The 12736-nt window shown below is 42.1% G+C and carries 17 protein-coding genes; 10 read left to right on the forward strand and 7 right to left on the reverse strand.

What is annotated here, in order from left to right:
- Positions 1-84: 84 nt before the first annotated feature.
- Entirely contained in the window at positions 85-966 is an 882-nt protein-coding gene (locus B9T29_RS10170) for a permease (RefSeq protein ID WP_086175820.1), read from the reverse strand.
- A 185-nt stretch (positions 967-1151) separates the two neighbouring features.
- On the opposite strand from B9T29_RS10170, the gene B9T29_RS10175 reads away from it, so the two are divergent.
- From B9T29_RS10175 to B9T29_RS10190, 4 genes are all read left to right on the forward strand, one after another.
- Positions 1152-1370, forward strand: a complete 219-nt coding sequence (locus B9T29_RS10175) for a Sec-independent protein translocase subunit TatA (RefSeq protein ID WP_086175821.1) — start codon at positions 1152-1154, stop codon at positions 1368-1370.
- 12 nt (positions 1371-1382) lie between these two features.
- Positions 1383-1805 (forward strand): Sec-independent protein translocase protein TatB, encoded by a 423-nt coding sequence (gene tatB / locus B9T29_RS10180; protein ID WP_086175822.1) that lies wholly within the window; start codon positions 1383-1385, stop codon positions 1803-1805.
- On the forward strand, positions 1802-2578 hold the full coding sequence (gene tatC / locus B9T29_RS10185; RefSeq protein ID WP_086175823.1) for a twin-arginine translocase subunit TatC: 777 nt from the start codon (positions 1802-1804) through the stop codon (positions 2576-2578). The genes tatB and tatC overlap by 4 nt, the downstream gene beginning before the upstream one ends.
- A gap of 206 nt (positions 2579-2784) precedes the next feature.
- The gene (locus B9T29_RS10190) at positions 2785-4818 is read left to right on the forward strand and encodes a PhoX family protein (RefSeq protein ID WP_086175824.1); all 2034 of its coding nucleotides are present in this window, start codon (positions 2785-2787) and stop codon (positions 4816-4818) included.
- 40 nt (positions 4819-4858) lie between these two features.
- On the opposite strand, the gene B9T29_RS10195 is transcribed toward B9T29_RS10190, so the two are convergent.
- Entirely contained in the window at positions 4859-5641 is a 783-nt protein-coding gene (locus tag B9T29_RS10195; protein WP_086175825.1) for an NRDE family protein, read from the reverse strand.
- 93 nt (positions 5642-5734) lie between these two features.
- Between B9T29_RS10195 and lgt the strand changes: the two genes are divergently transcribed.
- The 3 genes from lgt to B9T29_RS10210 all read left to right on the forward strand — a co-directional run bounded on the left by lgt (position 5735) and on the right by B9T29_RS10210 (position 7382).
- A complete protein-coding gene (gene lgt / locus B9T29_RS10200; protein ID WP_086175826.1) occupies positions 5735-6547 on the forward strand; it encodes a prolipoprotein diacylglyceryl transferase in 813 nt (270 codons plus the stop codon).
- Between the two features lie 82 nt (positions 6548-6629).
- Positions 6630-7001 carry a hypothetical protein gene (locus B9T29_RS10205; protein ID WP_086175827.1) on the forward strand — a complete coding sequence of 124 codons (372 nt, stop codon included), beginning with the start codon at positions 6630-6632 and terminating at the stop codon, positions 6999-7001.
- A gap of 15 nt (positions 7002-7016) precedes the next feature.
- Positions 7017-7382 (forward strand): hypothetical protein, encoded by a 366-nt coding sequence (locus B9T29_RS10210; RefSeq protein ID WP_086175828.1) that lies wholly within the window; start codon positions 7017-7019, stop codon positions 7380-7382.
- A 123-nt stretch (positions 7383-7505) separates the two neighbouring features.
- Here the strand turns inward: B9T29_RS10210 and rplT are convergent, their stop codons facing one another.
- Positions 7506-7865, reverse strand: a complete 360-nt coding sequence (rplT, locus tag B9T29_RS10215) for a 50S ribosomal protein L20 (RefSeq protein WP_004867327.1) — start codon at positions 7863-7865, stop codon at positions 7506-7508.
- A 12-nt stretch (positions 7866-7877) separates the two neighbouring features.
- Complete coding sequence (gene rpmI / locus B9T29_RS10220; RefSeq protein ID WP_004278281.1) at positions 7878-8072, reverse strand: 50S ribosomal protein L35; 195 nt, start codon at positions 8070-8072, stop codon at positions 7878-7880.
- Positions 8073-8308: 236 nt separating this feature from the next.
- Between rpmI and B9T29_RS10225 the strand changes: the two genes are divergently transcribed.
- Together B9T29_RS10225 and B9T29_RS10230 are read left to right on the forward strand one after the other, a co-directional pair.
- Positions 8309-9568, forward strand: a complete 1260-nt coding sequence (locus B9T29_RS10225; protein ID WP_086175829.1) for an MFS transporter — start codon at positions 8309-8311, stop codon at positions 9566-9568.
- 103 nt (positions 9569-9671) lie between these two features.
- Positions 9672-10418, forward strand: a complete 747-nt coding sequence (locus B9T29_RS10230) for a TonB family protein (RefSeq protein WP_086175830.1) — start codon at positions 9672-9674, stop codon at positions 10416-10418.
- 36 nt (positions 10419-10454) lie between these two features.
- On the opposite strand, the gene B9T29_RS10235 is transcribed toward B9T29_RS10230, so the two are convergent.
- The 3 genes from B9T29_RS10235 to B9T29_RS10245 all read right to left on the reverse strand — a co-directional run bounded on the left by B9T29_RS10235 (position 10455) and on the right by B9T29_RS10245 (position 11885).
- Positions 10455-10880, reverse strand: a complete 426-nt coding sequence (locus B9T29_RS10235; protein WP_086175831.1) for a YqaA family protein — start codon at positions 10878-10880, stop codon at positions 10455-10457.
- Positions 10881-10895: 15 nt separating this feature from the next.
- Positions 10896-11180, reverse strand: a complete 285-nt coding sequence (locus tag B9T29_RS10240; protein ID WP_086175832.1) for a hypothetical protein — start codon at positions 11178-11180, stop codon at positions 10896-10898.
- Between the two features lie 75 nt (positions 11181-11255).
- A complete protein-coding gene (locus B9T29_RS10245; RefSeq protein ID WP_086175833.1) occupies positions 11256-11885 on the reverse strand; it encodes a glutathione S-transferase N-terminal domain-containing protein in 630 nt (209 codons plus the stop codon).
- Positions 11886-12207: 322 nt separating this feature from the next.
- On the opposite strand from B9T29_RS10245, the gene B9T29_RS10250 reads away from it, so the two are divergent.
- On the forward strand, positions 12208-12669 hold the full coding sequence (locus tag B9T29_RS10250; protein WP_086175834.1) for an Hsp20 family protein: 462 nt from the start codon (positions 12208-12210) through the stop codon (positions 12667-12669).
- Positions 12670-12736: the final 67 nt, after the last annotated feature.

Consider the following 12736-nt stretch of genomic DNA (forward strand, 5'->3'; position numbering starts at 1 on the left):
CCTCTCCTTCTAGCAGAAGGGATTACATGTAATTCAATCCAAATATAATTTTAGATTGATATTCTCCCTCCCTCTGGGAGGGAGTTAGAGGGAGGGTAATAAAAGATGAAGTATCCCCCCATAAACCCCAATCAATATCGCACTGGCCACAGTACCTGACGCAATATATTTTGCTGAATGTCCTGTGCCCTGATAATGGGTTTCCAACGCCACAATATTAGCTGCGGGTGGAAGCAGGAAATACATCATCATAACGGTGTAGGTCAGTACTTGATGCGGAATAGGTAAAAACAAATAAGCCCCAGCGACCAAAACCCAAGCCAGAATAAAACGGCCGCTAATCAGCACCAGGCTTTGTTTTAAATCACTCAGCTGAATCCTGACCTTACTCAGCCACATCCCCAAAACACACATACCGGCAAAGGTCACCAAGACTTTATTGGCCTGATAACCCCACTGAATGACTGGGTGAGATTCATAAGCACTAAAATCCCAGAAGGATAAAATCCCGGCAATCGTCAGTGCCATCACTGGCGGTGATTTCAGCATATTTTTAACAATAAATTTTGGATCCTGTTTATCAGGACTGACTGCCACGACCGCACTAATATTTCCAAATAGAGAACCACCGATATATAAGGCAACAATGGTATTTAAAGCTTCAGGACCAAATAAAGCTAAGGCAAAAGGGAAACCGAGCCAGACACCGTTTAAATAACTAAAACACAGTGCACGTAATTTATCTCGGGAAAAAACATAAAATAGGCCAAACAGGAATAGCGAACTAAAAATACTAAAACCGATCAGCCACAGACTCCCCTGCTTATAGAACACCATGTTGTAAATCACAATCAATGGGATCAGTAGACGAGCCAGTATTGCGGCCATCATCGGGCGAATCGGCTTTAATACATTGACACCCAAATATCCAATTAGAAACGAGATGAAAGGAAGGATAAGTGCCATGGATTGCAAATTGAACTGAAGCAGAAGTTTAAATCCTAGCACAATCCTATAAATAGCATGACCGAGTCTGCTTATTTTTCTGATTCCATCGCCATTCATGATTGTCTTGAAACTGAAATTTTTCAGTCACATTGCTGTCATGGCCAAATGTTCAGATAGAGCTAAATAAAAAAAGAGTAAAGAACATGGCAGGATTATCAATTTGGCACGTAGTCATTTTTGCAATTGTAGTGATTTTATTGTTTGGTACCTCCAAACTGAAAAATCTCGGTAAAGATGTCGGTGGTGCAGTTAAGGATTTTAAAAAATCCATTAAAGATGATGAAGCTATTCCGTCTAGATTAAATGAACCCCGTACCATTGAGGCACAGGTGAAAAATCCTGAAAATTCAGTGAAAAGCTAAGAGTACCGTGCCATGCTGAATGTCGGTATGACAGAACTGCTGTGCTTTGCCATTATTGCATTGCTGGTACTCGGTCCAGAAAAGCTTCCTGAAGCTGCGCGCTTTGCGGCGAAATGGTATGGCAAAGCCAAACGTTTCATTCAGAGTGTTCAAACTGAAGTCGATCGGGAACTCAAGCTTTCAGATTTTCGTGAAGAAATCCAAAAAGAAATTGATCGCATGACAGAAATAGAACAGCGCTTGCAAAAGCAGCTGGATCATTTGACCCAGTCAACACAACAAGAAAAGATTCAAGAGCCATCTTCCCCCCTTTATACCTGGCTCAGTCCGTGTCGTTTGACACCCTTTTCGGCGAATTTTGTTGAGTTACATGGCGCTGATGCAGTCAAGGTTTCGCGCTCTTATCTCCCCTCTACATTGAAGATTGCCGTATGAGCCCAAGTCAATTGCCTGCCGCTGTAGTCAAATCAGAGACTGAAAATCTGGAACAAATGCCTGTGATGCAGCATTTAATCGTTCTGCGTCAGTATTTATTTAAAATCGTCGGTATTACCCTGCTGCTGTTTTTCTGCTTATTGCCATTTCGCAATTATACTTATCAGCTTTTGTCAGAACCGCTCAGACAACAACTGCCTGTCAGTTCCACCATGATTGCCACCGATGTTACTGCAACCTTTATGGCCCCGTTTAAGCTGAATTTATTTGTGGCCTTGATGCTGGCAATGCCGCTGATCATCTACTTCTTATGGTCATTTGTACGCCCTGCCCTGTATGAAAAAGAGCGTCACTTGGCCATTCCACTTTTAGCTGGCAGTATTTCTTTATTTTACTTAGGCATAGCTTTCGCCTACTTTATTACCCTACCGGCAATTTTGCATTTCTTTATCAGTGTGTCGCCGGAGAGCGTTGCACCAATGACCGACATCAACAGTTATTTAAGTTTTTGTTTAAAACTGTTTTTGGTGTTTGGATTAACCTTTGAAATTCCGATTGTCACTTTAGTCCTGATTCTGATTGGTGTGGTCAGCACGCAAAGTCTGGCAGAAAAACGGCGCTTTATTGTGGTGGGCTGTTTCTTTGTTGCCATGTTTGTGACGCCACCGGATGCACTTTCCATGGTGATGCTCGCCATTCCCATGTGGTTATTATTTGAAATAGGATTATTTCTTGGAAAGATGTTAGAAAAACGCCACGCATTCAAACCGTAATCAGACTGCTTTTACCGGGCTCCAAACCTGAAACGCAAGTTTGGAGTTTTTATTTATATATATTAAGATATTGATTTTATTATTTTTAAAAAAATAAATTGTCTTTAAATTGACCAAAAAGTGTAAAAAAACTGTCATCACCCTTTTATACAATCGCTCATGATAACCAACTAAACAATAACTTAATTAAACTTTACGGATTGAATATGACAACCACTTCTCATCAGCCAACTCGTCGCGATCTTTTAAAATGGTTTTCTGGAATTCCTTTTTTACCGCTTGGGGCAATGGCCACAACAGCAGCATTAACAGGGTGTAATAATAGTGATTCAGAGGCCATCACTATTCCACCAACAAAACCAGTCAATTTTAAAAGTGCTAAATTTACCCCAATGGCTGCACCGAACACGGTTGCTGACATGGCGACGACATCGGTCAAATCAAAACTACAAATTACTTGGGATGATGCAACCAATACAGAATATCAGCTTGCATATAAACCCTTCTTTGTCACAGGTCAAACTGTGCCAAAACATGGTGGTGGAACAATAGTTGCTGGTGGCTATTTTGATGTGAATGGCAACCCAATTATGGATAAATCCGTCGCAGGACAAGAACGTCAGTTCTTTTCTGATGCTCCGGATGGTTCATCACTCATTCATTTAGACGGTGCCAAAGTCGAGGGTGTGACGACTCCCGTATTCCATGTGGTTCAGTTTGAATATAATTCAAAAGACCAGTCAGGTGCAGACACCTACGGTCAATTGCCTTCCCAAATTGCCATTTTGACTCTAGATCAGGATCAAAAAACAGGTCATTTAGAACTTAAAAAATATTTCAACGTGAATACTGCACCTGTGCACGGTTTATGGATTACCTGTGGTGCCAGTCTTTCTCCGTGGAATACCCATCTTTCAAGTGAAGAATATGAACCTGATGCTTTCGGCCAAGGCATTGGCGGTCCAACTCCAACTGGATTTGGAAAATACTTCTTTAATAATGATATGACCAAAGTAAAACCATATAACTATGGCCATTTACCCGAAGTGATCGTGAACTTAGATGGTACAGGTAGCATCAAGAAGCATTATTGTTTAGGTCGTATTTCACATGAACTGGTTCAGGTCATGCCTGACAATAAAACCGTCATCATGGGTGATGACTATACTAATGGCGGTTTCTTTATGTTCATTGCAGATAAAGAGAAAGACCTCTCTGCAGGAACACTCTATGCTGCTAAATACAAAGATGAATTAAATGAAACCTCTACAGCACGTATTGAGTGGATTAAGCTTGGTTCTGCAACCAGCAAAGAAATTGAAGATCTGGTCAATTTTCAGAATATTCAACCAACAGACATCATGGAAAGCTTAAACGTAAATCCAAATGATGCCAGCTATACTGAAATCACATTGGCGAAGAAAAAGCTTTGGGTCAAACTCAAACCAGGTATGGAAAAAGCAGCCGCTTTCCTGGAAACTCATCGTTATGCGGCCCTGATGGGTGCGAGCATGGCATTTACCAAAATGGAAGGTACAACAGTTAATATCAAGGATAAAGTGGCTTACTCGGCACTTGCCAACATACAAGACTCGATGGTTGTAAATACAAGCAGTTACGTTGCTGCGCATAATGTTAAATTTGCAAAAGCATTGAAAGCAGGTGGGGTACTTGCTCATGACCTTAAAGGCAGCCAGGTTGACAGCAACGCGACACTCATTAAAAGTGAATGGGTGCCTGCGCAAAGCCATATGTTACTAATGGGTGAAGATATTAGCATTGATACCTTTGGTAATACGGCAAATCCAGAAAAAATTGCCAGTCCAGATAACTTAAAGTTCTCGGAAAAACTACGCACTTTGTTCATCGGTGAAGATTCAGGCAACCATTTGAATAACTTCTTGTGGGCTTACAATGTGGATACGAGCACCTTGGATCGTATCTTGTCTACACCAGCCGGCGCAGAGTCCACAGGTTTGCATGCCGTAGATGAAGTGAATGGCTGGACCTACATCATGAGTAACTTCCAGCACCCAGGTGATGAATGGAATCGTTTCTATAAAATCGATGCTACAACTGGTGCACGTAGCGGCTTAAGCGCAGATTTACTGACGCAAATTGACACTGCAATTGATGCAAACTACAACAAAAAATTCGCTGCGGCGGTAGGTTATATTACTGCAGATCCTATTGCTCCATCAGTGACCAAAAAAGTTACCGATACCAAGAAGCCTGCGTAAACTCAACAGATAAAAATGCCGACCTCGTGTCGGCATTTTTTTATTCATTTAAAGGCAAATCAATCTGGATAATATTGCCTTGGGTTTCACCTTGCTGAGATTTTTCCTGCCACAGCCAGAGATCATTTTTCAGCCTTAAAAAATTGGAACAACGTGTGCCATATACCGGACTTTGAATAAAGGTAGAAGAGAGTAATTCTTCCATCTCCACACTAATACCGGTTTGGGGCAAAAGTTCCGGAATAATTTTTCGTTCATCTTCCAGAATGTCCCACACCGTAAAATCAAGATCGGCTTCGGCTATATCTGCCTGCTGTAACATCGGCAAAAATTCCTGAGTAAAGCGTTTACGCAGATGTCGGGTCTTTTCCCAATGCTCGGTCATTAAACCATTGGAGACCACATACACGCCCTTGGCCAAAACCTGCGGTGCCTCGCCGCGGTTACTCATATAAACCGCCTGATGCTGATCACCGACAAACAGGTTAAAACCGGCATAATCACACTGGCGTTTTTCCAATGCTTGGGCAAAGCGGATGGGAGCCAGATCGGATTCCAGAAAGGCCTGAATAAGATGGCCGCGTGAAGTCGGATATTGTGTTTTATCGCTAGCATCCCGAAAATTGGTCAGTACTGCCCAGCGACCTGATGCAGTAATTCCCATCCAAGTACCACCCGACTGCAGGTCTTTTCCGGCAATAATCGGACTGTTTTCCCAGCAATGTAATGCCGAACTCGGCCGCTGATAAAATTCATCCCGATTGGAAATCAGACACAGCGGTGTATCATCCAGAACTTGCCAAGCTAAAGCTACAATACACATAATTCATGCTCTTTATCTTTACACATTGAATGTACAACATTTTTCCTTGGTTTCAGCTAAAATCTGTGCAAAACATAATGACAAGGAACAGGAATGCTGAGCTATCCGAATATAGACCCGGTTGCGGTATCGCTGGGACCATTACAAGTCCACTGGTATGGATTGATGTATTTACTGGCATTTTTATTTGCCTGGGGACTGGCAACTTATAGAACCAAACAGCGTGATGGCTGGACACCCGAGATGGTTTCAGACCTGATTTTCTATGGCGCTTTAGGGGTCGTGGTGGGGGGACGTGTAGGCTATGTGTTCTTTTATGGCTTTGAGCAGTTCCTGGCCAATCCGCTATGGCTATTCCAGGTCTGGACAGGTGGCATGAGCTTCCATGGCGGATTCCTGGGTGTCATGATTGCCATGCTATTCTGGTGCAAAAAATATCAGATGACCTGGTTTCAGACTTTAGACTTCATTGCACCCTGCGTTCCGACTGGCCTAATGTTCGGTCGTATTGGCAACTTCATTGGCGGTGAACTGTATGGCCGTCCGGTCACTGATCCAAATTTTGCACTGGGGATGATCTTCCCCAACGACCCGCTGCAACTGGTGCGTCATCCCTCCCAGCTTTATCAGGCATTAGCTGAAGGTTTAATTCTGTTTATTGTGTTGTGGTGGTTCAGTTCAAAACCTCGCCCACGGATGGCGGTTTCAGCCTTATTCCTGATCGGTTACGGGATTGCGCGATTTGTGGTGGAATTTTTCCGTGAACCCGATAATGGTCAGCTGTTCATTGGCTGGATGAGTAAAGGCCAGTTCCTGACTGTACCGATGATTTTGATTGGCCTGTGGATGATGTGGTATGCCTATCAGAAGAAAATCTATGATTGGGGCCCAAATAAAAATTCTTAATTTCTAGCGAGGCAAAAGCCTCGCTTTTTTATTGCCATTTTTGCTAAAGTGCCATTAGCTCTCATTTATCTATCAGAACAATATGCTTGAATTTTGGTTTAATCCTAAAGTTTCCATCCTCCGTAAACTGCTGATCTTTGTAATCATCGCGATTGCAACAGGCGTGCTGTACTGGATGAAACCTTTAAAACCGGATGCCATCCTGATGTTCATGGGTACAGGGATTATTTTCCTGATTTGCCGTTACTGCAAAATTCATTTTGCTGCAAAAAATCCGACCGGCCTGTTCTACCGGCTATTGGTCTGGATTCCAATTGCCCTGTTACTTGCGCTGATTTTCATGCATATGCAGAATGGAGAAATTCTCATTCCGGGTGCCCAAGGCATTGGTTTTATGGCATTGGCCATTTGCCTGTTTTCGCCTTTATCTTTACTGAATAAAAATGATTCTTGAGATGAGCAAAAAATAATGCTGGAATTTTGGTATTCAGACAAATGTAGCCGTCAACTTAAACTGATGGTTTGCATTGCAACTTGTGTGATCATTTATCTCTGCTCTACTGTACAGCCACTTTCAGCTGTGTTTACCGGGATCAGTGTGGGGATTGGTATGGCCGTACATGGATTAAGGGCTTTAAACTTAAAAATTGCTGTAGATAATCCCTATAAAAAAGGTTTTGCAATTCTTATTTTGATCATGCCGCTAATGGCTTTAATCAGCTTGATGTCAGTACTGCCAGCACAGCATAAACTGATGCTTGCCATTCAGGCGATTGGCTTTGCTGCGATTGGTTTATTTTTATTATCGGGCTTTCCCAAACGCAGATTTGATTAAAATGAACTGAGCGAACCGCCCTATATTTCACCCTCAAAATAACCCTGAATGAATAAGGGATATTTTTAAAGCCGAAAATAAAAAAGACCGCTAAAAGCGGTCTTTTTTTAAGTCTTAAAAGACTTATGCAGCTAATGCGCCTTTAGCTTTTTCAGCTAAAGCAGCAAATGCAACTGCGTCATGCATAGCGATGTCAGCAAGTACGCGACGGTCGATGATCACTTGAGCTTTTTTCAAGCCATCGATCATACGGCTGTACGACAAACCATTTTGACGAGCACCGGCATTGATACGTGCAATCCACAAAGCGCGGAATTGACGTTTCTTTTGACGACGGTCACGATAAGCGTATTGACCTGCTTTGATTACTGCTTGGAACGCAACGCGATAAACGCGTGAGCGAGCGCCATAGTAACCTTTAGCACGAGCAAGAATTTTTTTATGACGGCGATGAGCCTGTACACCACGTTTTACACGAGCCATTTATAAATCTCCTTAGATGTATGGGCACATACGGCGAACTGAAGCAACGTCACTGACGTGAACCATTACACAGCCGCGTAATTGACGAATACGCTTAGCAGATTTTTTGGTCAAAATGTGGCGTTTGAACGCTTGTTTACGCTTAAAACCGTTAGCAGTCGCTTTAAAGCGTTTAGCTGCACCACGGCGAGTTTTCATCTTAGGCATAACAACCTCTTTTGAACACCTGTTCGGCTCGTTTGCACCATTACAAAACGACCTGCAGGTAAGGGAGCCAGTATTCTAAAGCATCTTTGCTTAAAACAAAAGCACATATGCTGAAAATAGCGCACCGATCATCGACTTCACTTAGACTTATTTTCACTATTCAAAGCGGGATGTTTTTATTAATAAATCAACTATTCGGCATTATAATTATCACAACATAAGAATACTGGACTCCTATGAACCCTGCACAGGATGCTTTTGCAGCCCTGCGTTATCGTGACTTTTCCATTGTGACGATCAACCAGTTCTGCCTTACTCTCGCTATTTTAATTCAAGAAATTATTGTCGCCTATTCACTGTATCAGATTACCAAAGACCCTTTAACCCTCGGTTTAATTGGACTTGCCGAAGCGATTCCGTTTATTGCCTTGTCATTATGGGGCGGCTATTTTGCTGACCGCTTTAATAAACAGACCATCATGAAAATTTGTCTGTTTTTTGCCTTACCTCTGCCTCTGATTTTATGGTGGCTTTTTCATGCTTATGGCTTGGGTCAAATTCAGGTGAATACCCTGTCTTGGGGAATCTATGCTGTTATTTTTGGCTTGGGCACCATTCGCGGTTTTTACAATCCGTCTGCAACATCATTAAAACCTTTTCTGATCCCACGTGAACTCTATGCCAATGGTGCAACCTGGACCACAATTGGCTGGCAAAGTGGCGTGATTATTGGGCCTATGCTTGGTGGTTTTATGCTGGCATTTTTAGGTCGTGAAACTAGTTTACTTTCGGTAGCAGTACTCTTGGCCATCTGTTTTATCCTGATTAACCTGCTGCAAAAACGCAGTTTTCCCAAGATTGAAACAGACAATTTACTGGAAAGTTTGGGTGATGGTTTCCGCTTTATCTGGAAAACCAAAATTGTGCTCTGGGCCATTTCACTGGATCTGGTTTCAGTACTGTTTGGCGGCGTGATTGCCTTATTGCCGATTTTTGCTGAAGACATTTTAAAAGTCGGGCCTGAAGGTTTGGGTTATTTGCGTGCTGCTCCTTCCATTGGTGCACTCATCACCATGATTGCCTTAACCAGATTTCCACCGACCCAGAATGCCTGGCGCAACATGCTGCTTGCAGTGGCCGGGTTTGGGATATTCACGCTACTATTCGCCTTCTCGAACAATATGTGGCTATCGCTGTTTGCCTTGGCCATGACTGGTGCCTGTGACAGTATTTCCGTGGTTATCCGGCAAACCATTCTACAAATTTACCCGCCTGAAAATATGCGTGGTCGTGTCGCAGCAGTAAATGGCATGTTTGTATCATCCAGCAATGAGCTGGGCGCTTTTGAATCCGGTTTGGCGGCAAAATATATGGGCACCATTATGGCAACTGTATTTGGCGGCTGCATGACCATGGTGGTGGTGGCCATGAGCTGGGCAAAAACCCAGGACTTATTTGGTGTCGATATTACTAAAGTGCATGATCATGAAAATTAATTGAATTTTTAGACTTGCCAGTATTTCCAATTCAGGAAATACTTCGCACTAACAATATTCCACTCCTGCCGCACGATCTGGTTTGATTAAGAAATAAATATTTATGAAACAAATACTGTGTTTTTCTCTACTCTTGAGCCTCCCGTTCAGTACTGTCTATAGCGCTGCACCCAAAGCAGCAAAACAACTCGCCGTTCAAAAAAGTGCAGCCCTTCCCGCACATTTGACTACGCGCATCCAGTGGACCAAATTTCCGCGCCCCAACTACAAAAATGAAGATTTAAAAGACCAGAACCGCAGTGCCATTATTCGTATTTATGCCGATGAAACCGGCAGTATTACCAAAGCCAGCGTACAAGAAAGTACCGGACTGACGCATCTGGATAACCTGTTAATGAATGCCGTGCGTGAAGCGCATGTCAAACCGCATATGGAAAATGATACGGCAACACCTCTCATTGGCTATCAAACCTTTAGTTTAAAATTAGGCCAGGAGGATGAGGATGCTGAAGCTTGTCCCTATCAGTTTGAATCGAAAAATTGGCAGGCTCAACAGCAGAATAGAAAAACACCTTTTTCATACCAGACCCAGCCTCAGCTAGACATCGATTCTGAATTGCTCAACGGGCACAATCGTAGCGTTAAATTCACCTTTAAGGTCAATAAACACGGCGATGTGAAAAAAGTGAAAGTGAAACAGGGTTCAGGTATTTATGCTTTAGATCAACAGGTCGTTCAAGCTGTATCAAATAGTCAAGTTACGGTAAAACGTACTGCCAAGACCTTATGGCTGTATAAAAAATCCAGCTTTAAAGATGAGATTAAGTTCGACTTAAATCACTGTGAATAAACAAAATAAAAAGAGAGATACTCAAGTATCTCTCTTTTAAAATAGACTAAAAGCCAAATAGATAAATAAATAGCGCCCTATTTTAGCAATTGAAACCATCATTAAAAATCGGGCAAAATTTTCTTTCAGCAAACCGGCAATCAGGGTAATCGGATCACCAATGATCGGCACCCAGCTCAGCAATAATGACCAGTAGCCATATTTGTGATATTTCGCCTGTGCTTTGAACATTTGCTGCTCTGATACCGGAAACCATTTTTTGTCTTTGTAGTGTTCAATCTTAAAACCCAGCCACCAGTTCACACAGGATCCCAGAATATTTCCCAAGCTTGCAACAAACAGTAGCCCTAAAGCTGAATGACTACCCTCCGCCAAAAAAGCCAATAAAACCGCTTCAGACTGTAACGGTAATAAAGTGGCCGCACCAAAAGCAGAAATAAACAGTAACAGGTAGGCCGGCATCAGGTTGATACCGGTTTAAAGCCCGAGTTTTTTCTTGGTCGAGATATATTCATAAACAGACCAAAGCAAAGCTAAAACCAGAATCAGATAACGGCTATAGCTATAGCGCTGCGTCAAAGGCTGGATAGCTGCGTATAATGCATTTTGATCCTGCGTATTTAAAGTTGCCATAAAATTCTGGATGTGCACGGCTTCTGCAATAAAAAGGATTAGACAAGCCGCTATACCAAAAATGATACTCCAGTAGATTCTGGCATTTCGTTCAAGAATACGGGTTGAATTTAAAAAGAATGCTTTCATAAGGTGCTGATCCAATAAAAAACCACCGCTGGGGTGGTCTATTTTTCTATACCGCCATCTTAACACAATTGCGATTTATGCTAAGCCGTCTACCCGAATCGACAATGCTTTCTGCACAGCTGGACGTGCAGTCAGGCGATCTACATATTCTTTCACATGTGGATAATCTTCAAGCTGAATTTGCTGCCATTCATGGCGTAAAATCCACGGCAGGATTGCCATATCGGCAATCGAATATTCCCCAGCCACATATTTTTGACCAATCAGCTGCTTATTCAGCACGCCATATAAACGTTTGCTCTCAGCTATATAACGTTCAATTGCATAGGGAATTTTTTCAGCTGCAAAACGGCCGAAATGATGATTCTGCCCCAGCATCGGCCCCAAACTACCCATTTGCCACATCAGCCATTGCTCAACCTCAACACGCTGCTGTTCATCGGTAGGATAATACAGCCCGGTTTTACGGCCCAAATACTGCAAAATGGCGCCCGATTCAAATATGGAAATCGCATCGCCATTCGGACCATTCTGATCCACAATCGCTGGAATTTTATTGTTAGGAGAAATACGTAAAAAGTCAGGTTGAAACTGATCATTTTCTAAAATATTGATGGGAAAAATTTGATAATCCAAACCCATTTCTTCTAATGCTATTGTAATTTTATGACCATTGGGCGTTCCCCAATAATAGAGATCAATCATGTTTCCTACCTTTTGCTTTTTCGTTTTACATCACATTATTGAACGATATACTTAGTTATAGCATGTTTTTTATGGATAAATCTTAATTCTGGCTTAAGCTTAAAAGCCCAAATACCTATCTAAATAATGATTTTAATACGGCATTATCCATTTTTTTCATGCTTTAAAACATTTTATTGTAACGATTGAAAATACCCAAAACAGACTTATATAAAAAATAGAGCAATGATCTTTTCCAAGATTGCTTCAAATCTGTGAATGCAATAGCACACAGCCTATTATCTTGTTTATAAAACTTCGTGATACTCAGGAGGTTCTATCAATGAGCAGTTTCAGTCTTAGTCCCTTATTCCGCCGGAGTATTGGCTTTGATCGTTTAAATGATCTATTCGATTATGCCATGCAAAGCGATACTCCCAATTACCCACACTATAATATTGAAAAAACAGGCGACAATAATTACCGCATTGTTGTTGCCACTGCCGGATTTAATCAGGATCAACTCGAGATTAATATCGAAAATCAGGTACTCACCATCACTGGTAAAGCAGTGGATGAGTCTTCAGACACAACGGTTGAGTTTCTGCATAAAGGTATTGCCAGCCGCTCCTTTAAACTATCGCTACGTCTGGATGAACATATAGAGGTGCAACAAGCCGATTATGAAAATGGTTTATTGAAAATAGACTTACAACGTTCTGTGCCTGAAGAAGCCCTGCCACGCCAAATTCCAATTGGAGCTAAAGCCACTGAACAGCTCGCTTCACCCGAAAAGGACAAATAAAAGATAAAAAGACCCGCCAATAACGGGTCTTTTTTATAACCCTCCTAAAATCCTCAAATACGCTAGA

Origin of the sequence: Acinetobacter sp. ANC 3903, assembly GCF_002135315.1 — a bacterium.
Lineage (GTDB): Bacteria > Pseudomonadota > Gammaproteobacteria > Pseudomonadales > Moraxellaceae > Acinetobacter.

Excerpts from the sequence above, each read along its gene's own strand:
- B9T29_RS10170 (WP_086175820.1), bottom strand. The coding sequence starts at position 966 with ATGGCACTTATCCTTCCTTTCATCTCGTTTCTAATTGGATATTTGGGT.
- B9T29_RS10175 (WP_086175821.1), top strand. The coding sequence starts at position 1,152 with ATGGCAGGATTATCAATTTGGCACGTAGTCATTTTTGCAATTGTAGTG.
- tatB (WP_086175822.1), top strand. The coding sequence starts at position 1,383 with ATGCTGAATGTCGGTATGACAGAACTGCTGTGCTTTGCCATTATTGCA.
- tatC (WP_086175823.1), top strand. The coding sequence starts at position 1,802 with ATGAGCCCAAGTCAATTGCCTGCCGCTGTAGTCAAATCAGAGACTGAA.
- B9T29_RS10190 (WP_086175824.1), top strand. The coding sequence starts at position 2,785 with ATGACAACCACTTCTCATCAGCCAACTCGTCGCGATCTTTTAAAATGG.
- B9T29_RS10195 (WP_086175825.1), bottom strand. The coding sequence starts at position 5,641 with ATGTGTATTGTAGCTTTAGCTTGGCAAGTTCTGGATGATACACCGCTG.
- lgt (WP_086175826.1), top strand. The coding sequence starts at position 5,735 with ATGCTGAGCTATCCGAATATAGACCCGGTTGCGGTATCGCTGGGACCA.
- B9T29_RS10205 (WP_086175827.1), top strand. The coding sequence starts at position 6,630 with ATGCTTGAATTTTGGTTTAATCCTAAAGTTTCCATCCTCCGTAAACTG.
- B9T29_RS10210 (WP_086175828.1), top strand. The coding sequence starts at position 7,017 with ATGCTGGAATTTTGGTATTCAGACAAATGTAGCCGTCAACTTAAACTG.
- rplT (WP_004867327.1), bottom strand. The coding sequence starts at position 7,865 with ATGGCTCGTGTAAAACGTGGTGTACAGGCTCATCGCCGTCATAAAAAA.
- rpmI (WP_004278281.1), bottom strand. The coding sequence starts at position 8,072 with ATGCCTAAGATGAAAACTCGCCGTGGTGCAGCTAAACGCTTTAAAGCG.
- B9T29_RS10225 (WP_086175829.1), top strand. The coding sequence starts at position 8,309 with ATGAACCCTGCACAGGATGCTTTTGCAGCCCTGCGTTATCGTGACTTT.
- B9T29_RS10230 (WP_086175830.1), top strand. The coding sequence starts at position 9,672 with ATGAAACAAATACTGTGTTTTTCTCTACTCTTGAGCCTCCCGTTCAGT.
- B9T29_RS10235 (WP_086175831.1), bottom strand. The coding sequence starts at position 10,880 with ATGCCGGCCTACCTGTTACTGTTTATTTCTGCTTTTGGTGCGGCCACT.
- B9T29_RS10240 (WP_086175832.1), bottom strand. The coding sequence starts at position 11,180 with ATGAAAGCATTCTTTTTAAATTCAACCCGTATTCTTGAACGAAATGCC.
- B9T29_RS10245 (WP_086175833.1), bottom strand. The coding sequence starts at position 11,885 with ATGATTGATCTCTATTATTGGGGAACGCCCAATGGTCATAAAATTACA.
- B9T29_RS10250 (WP_086175834.1), top strand. The coding sequence starts at position 12,208 with ATGAGCAGTTTCAGTCTTAGTCCCTTATTCCGCCGGAGTATTGGCTTT.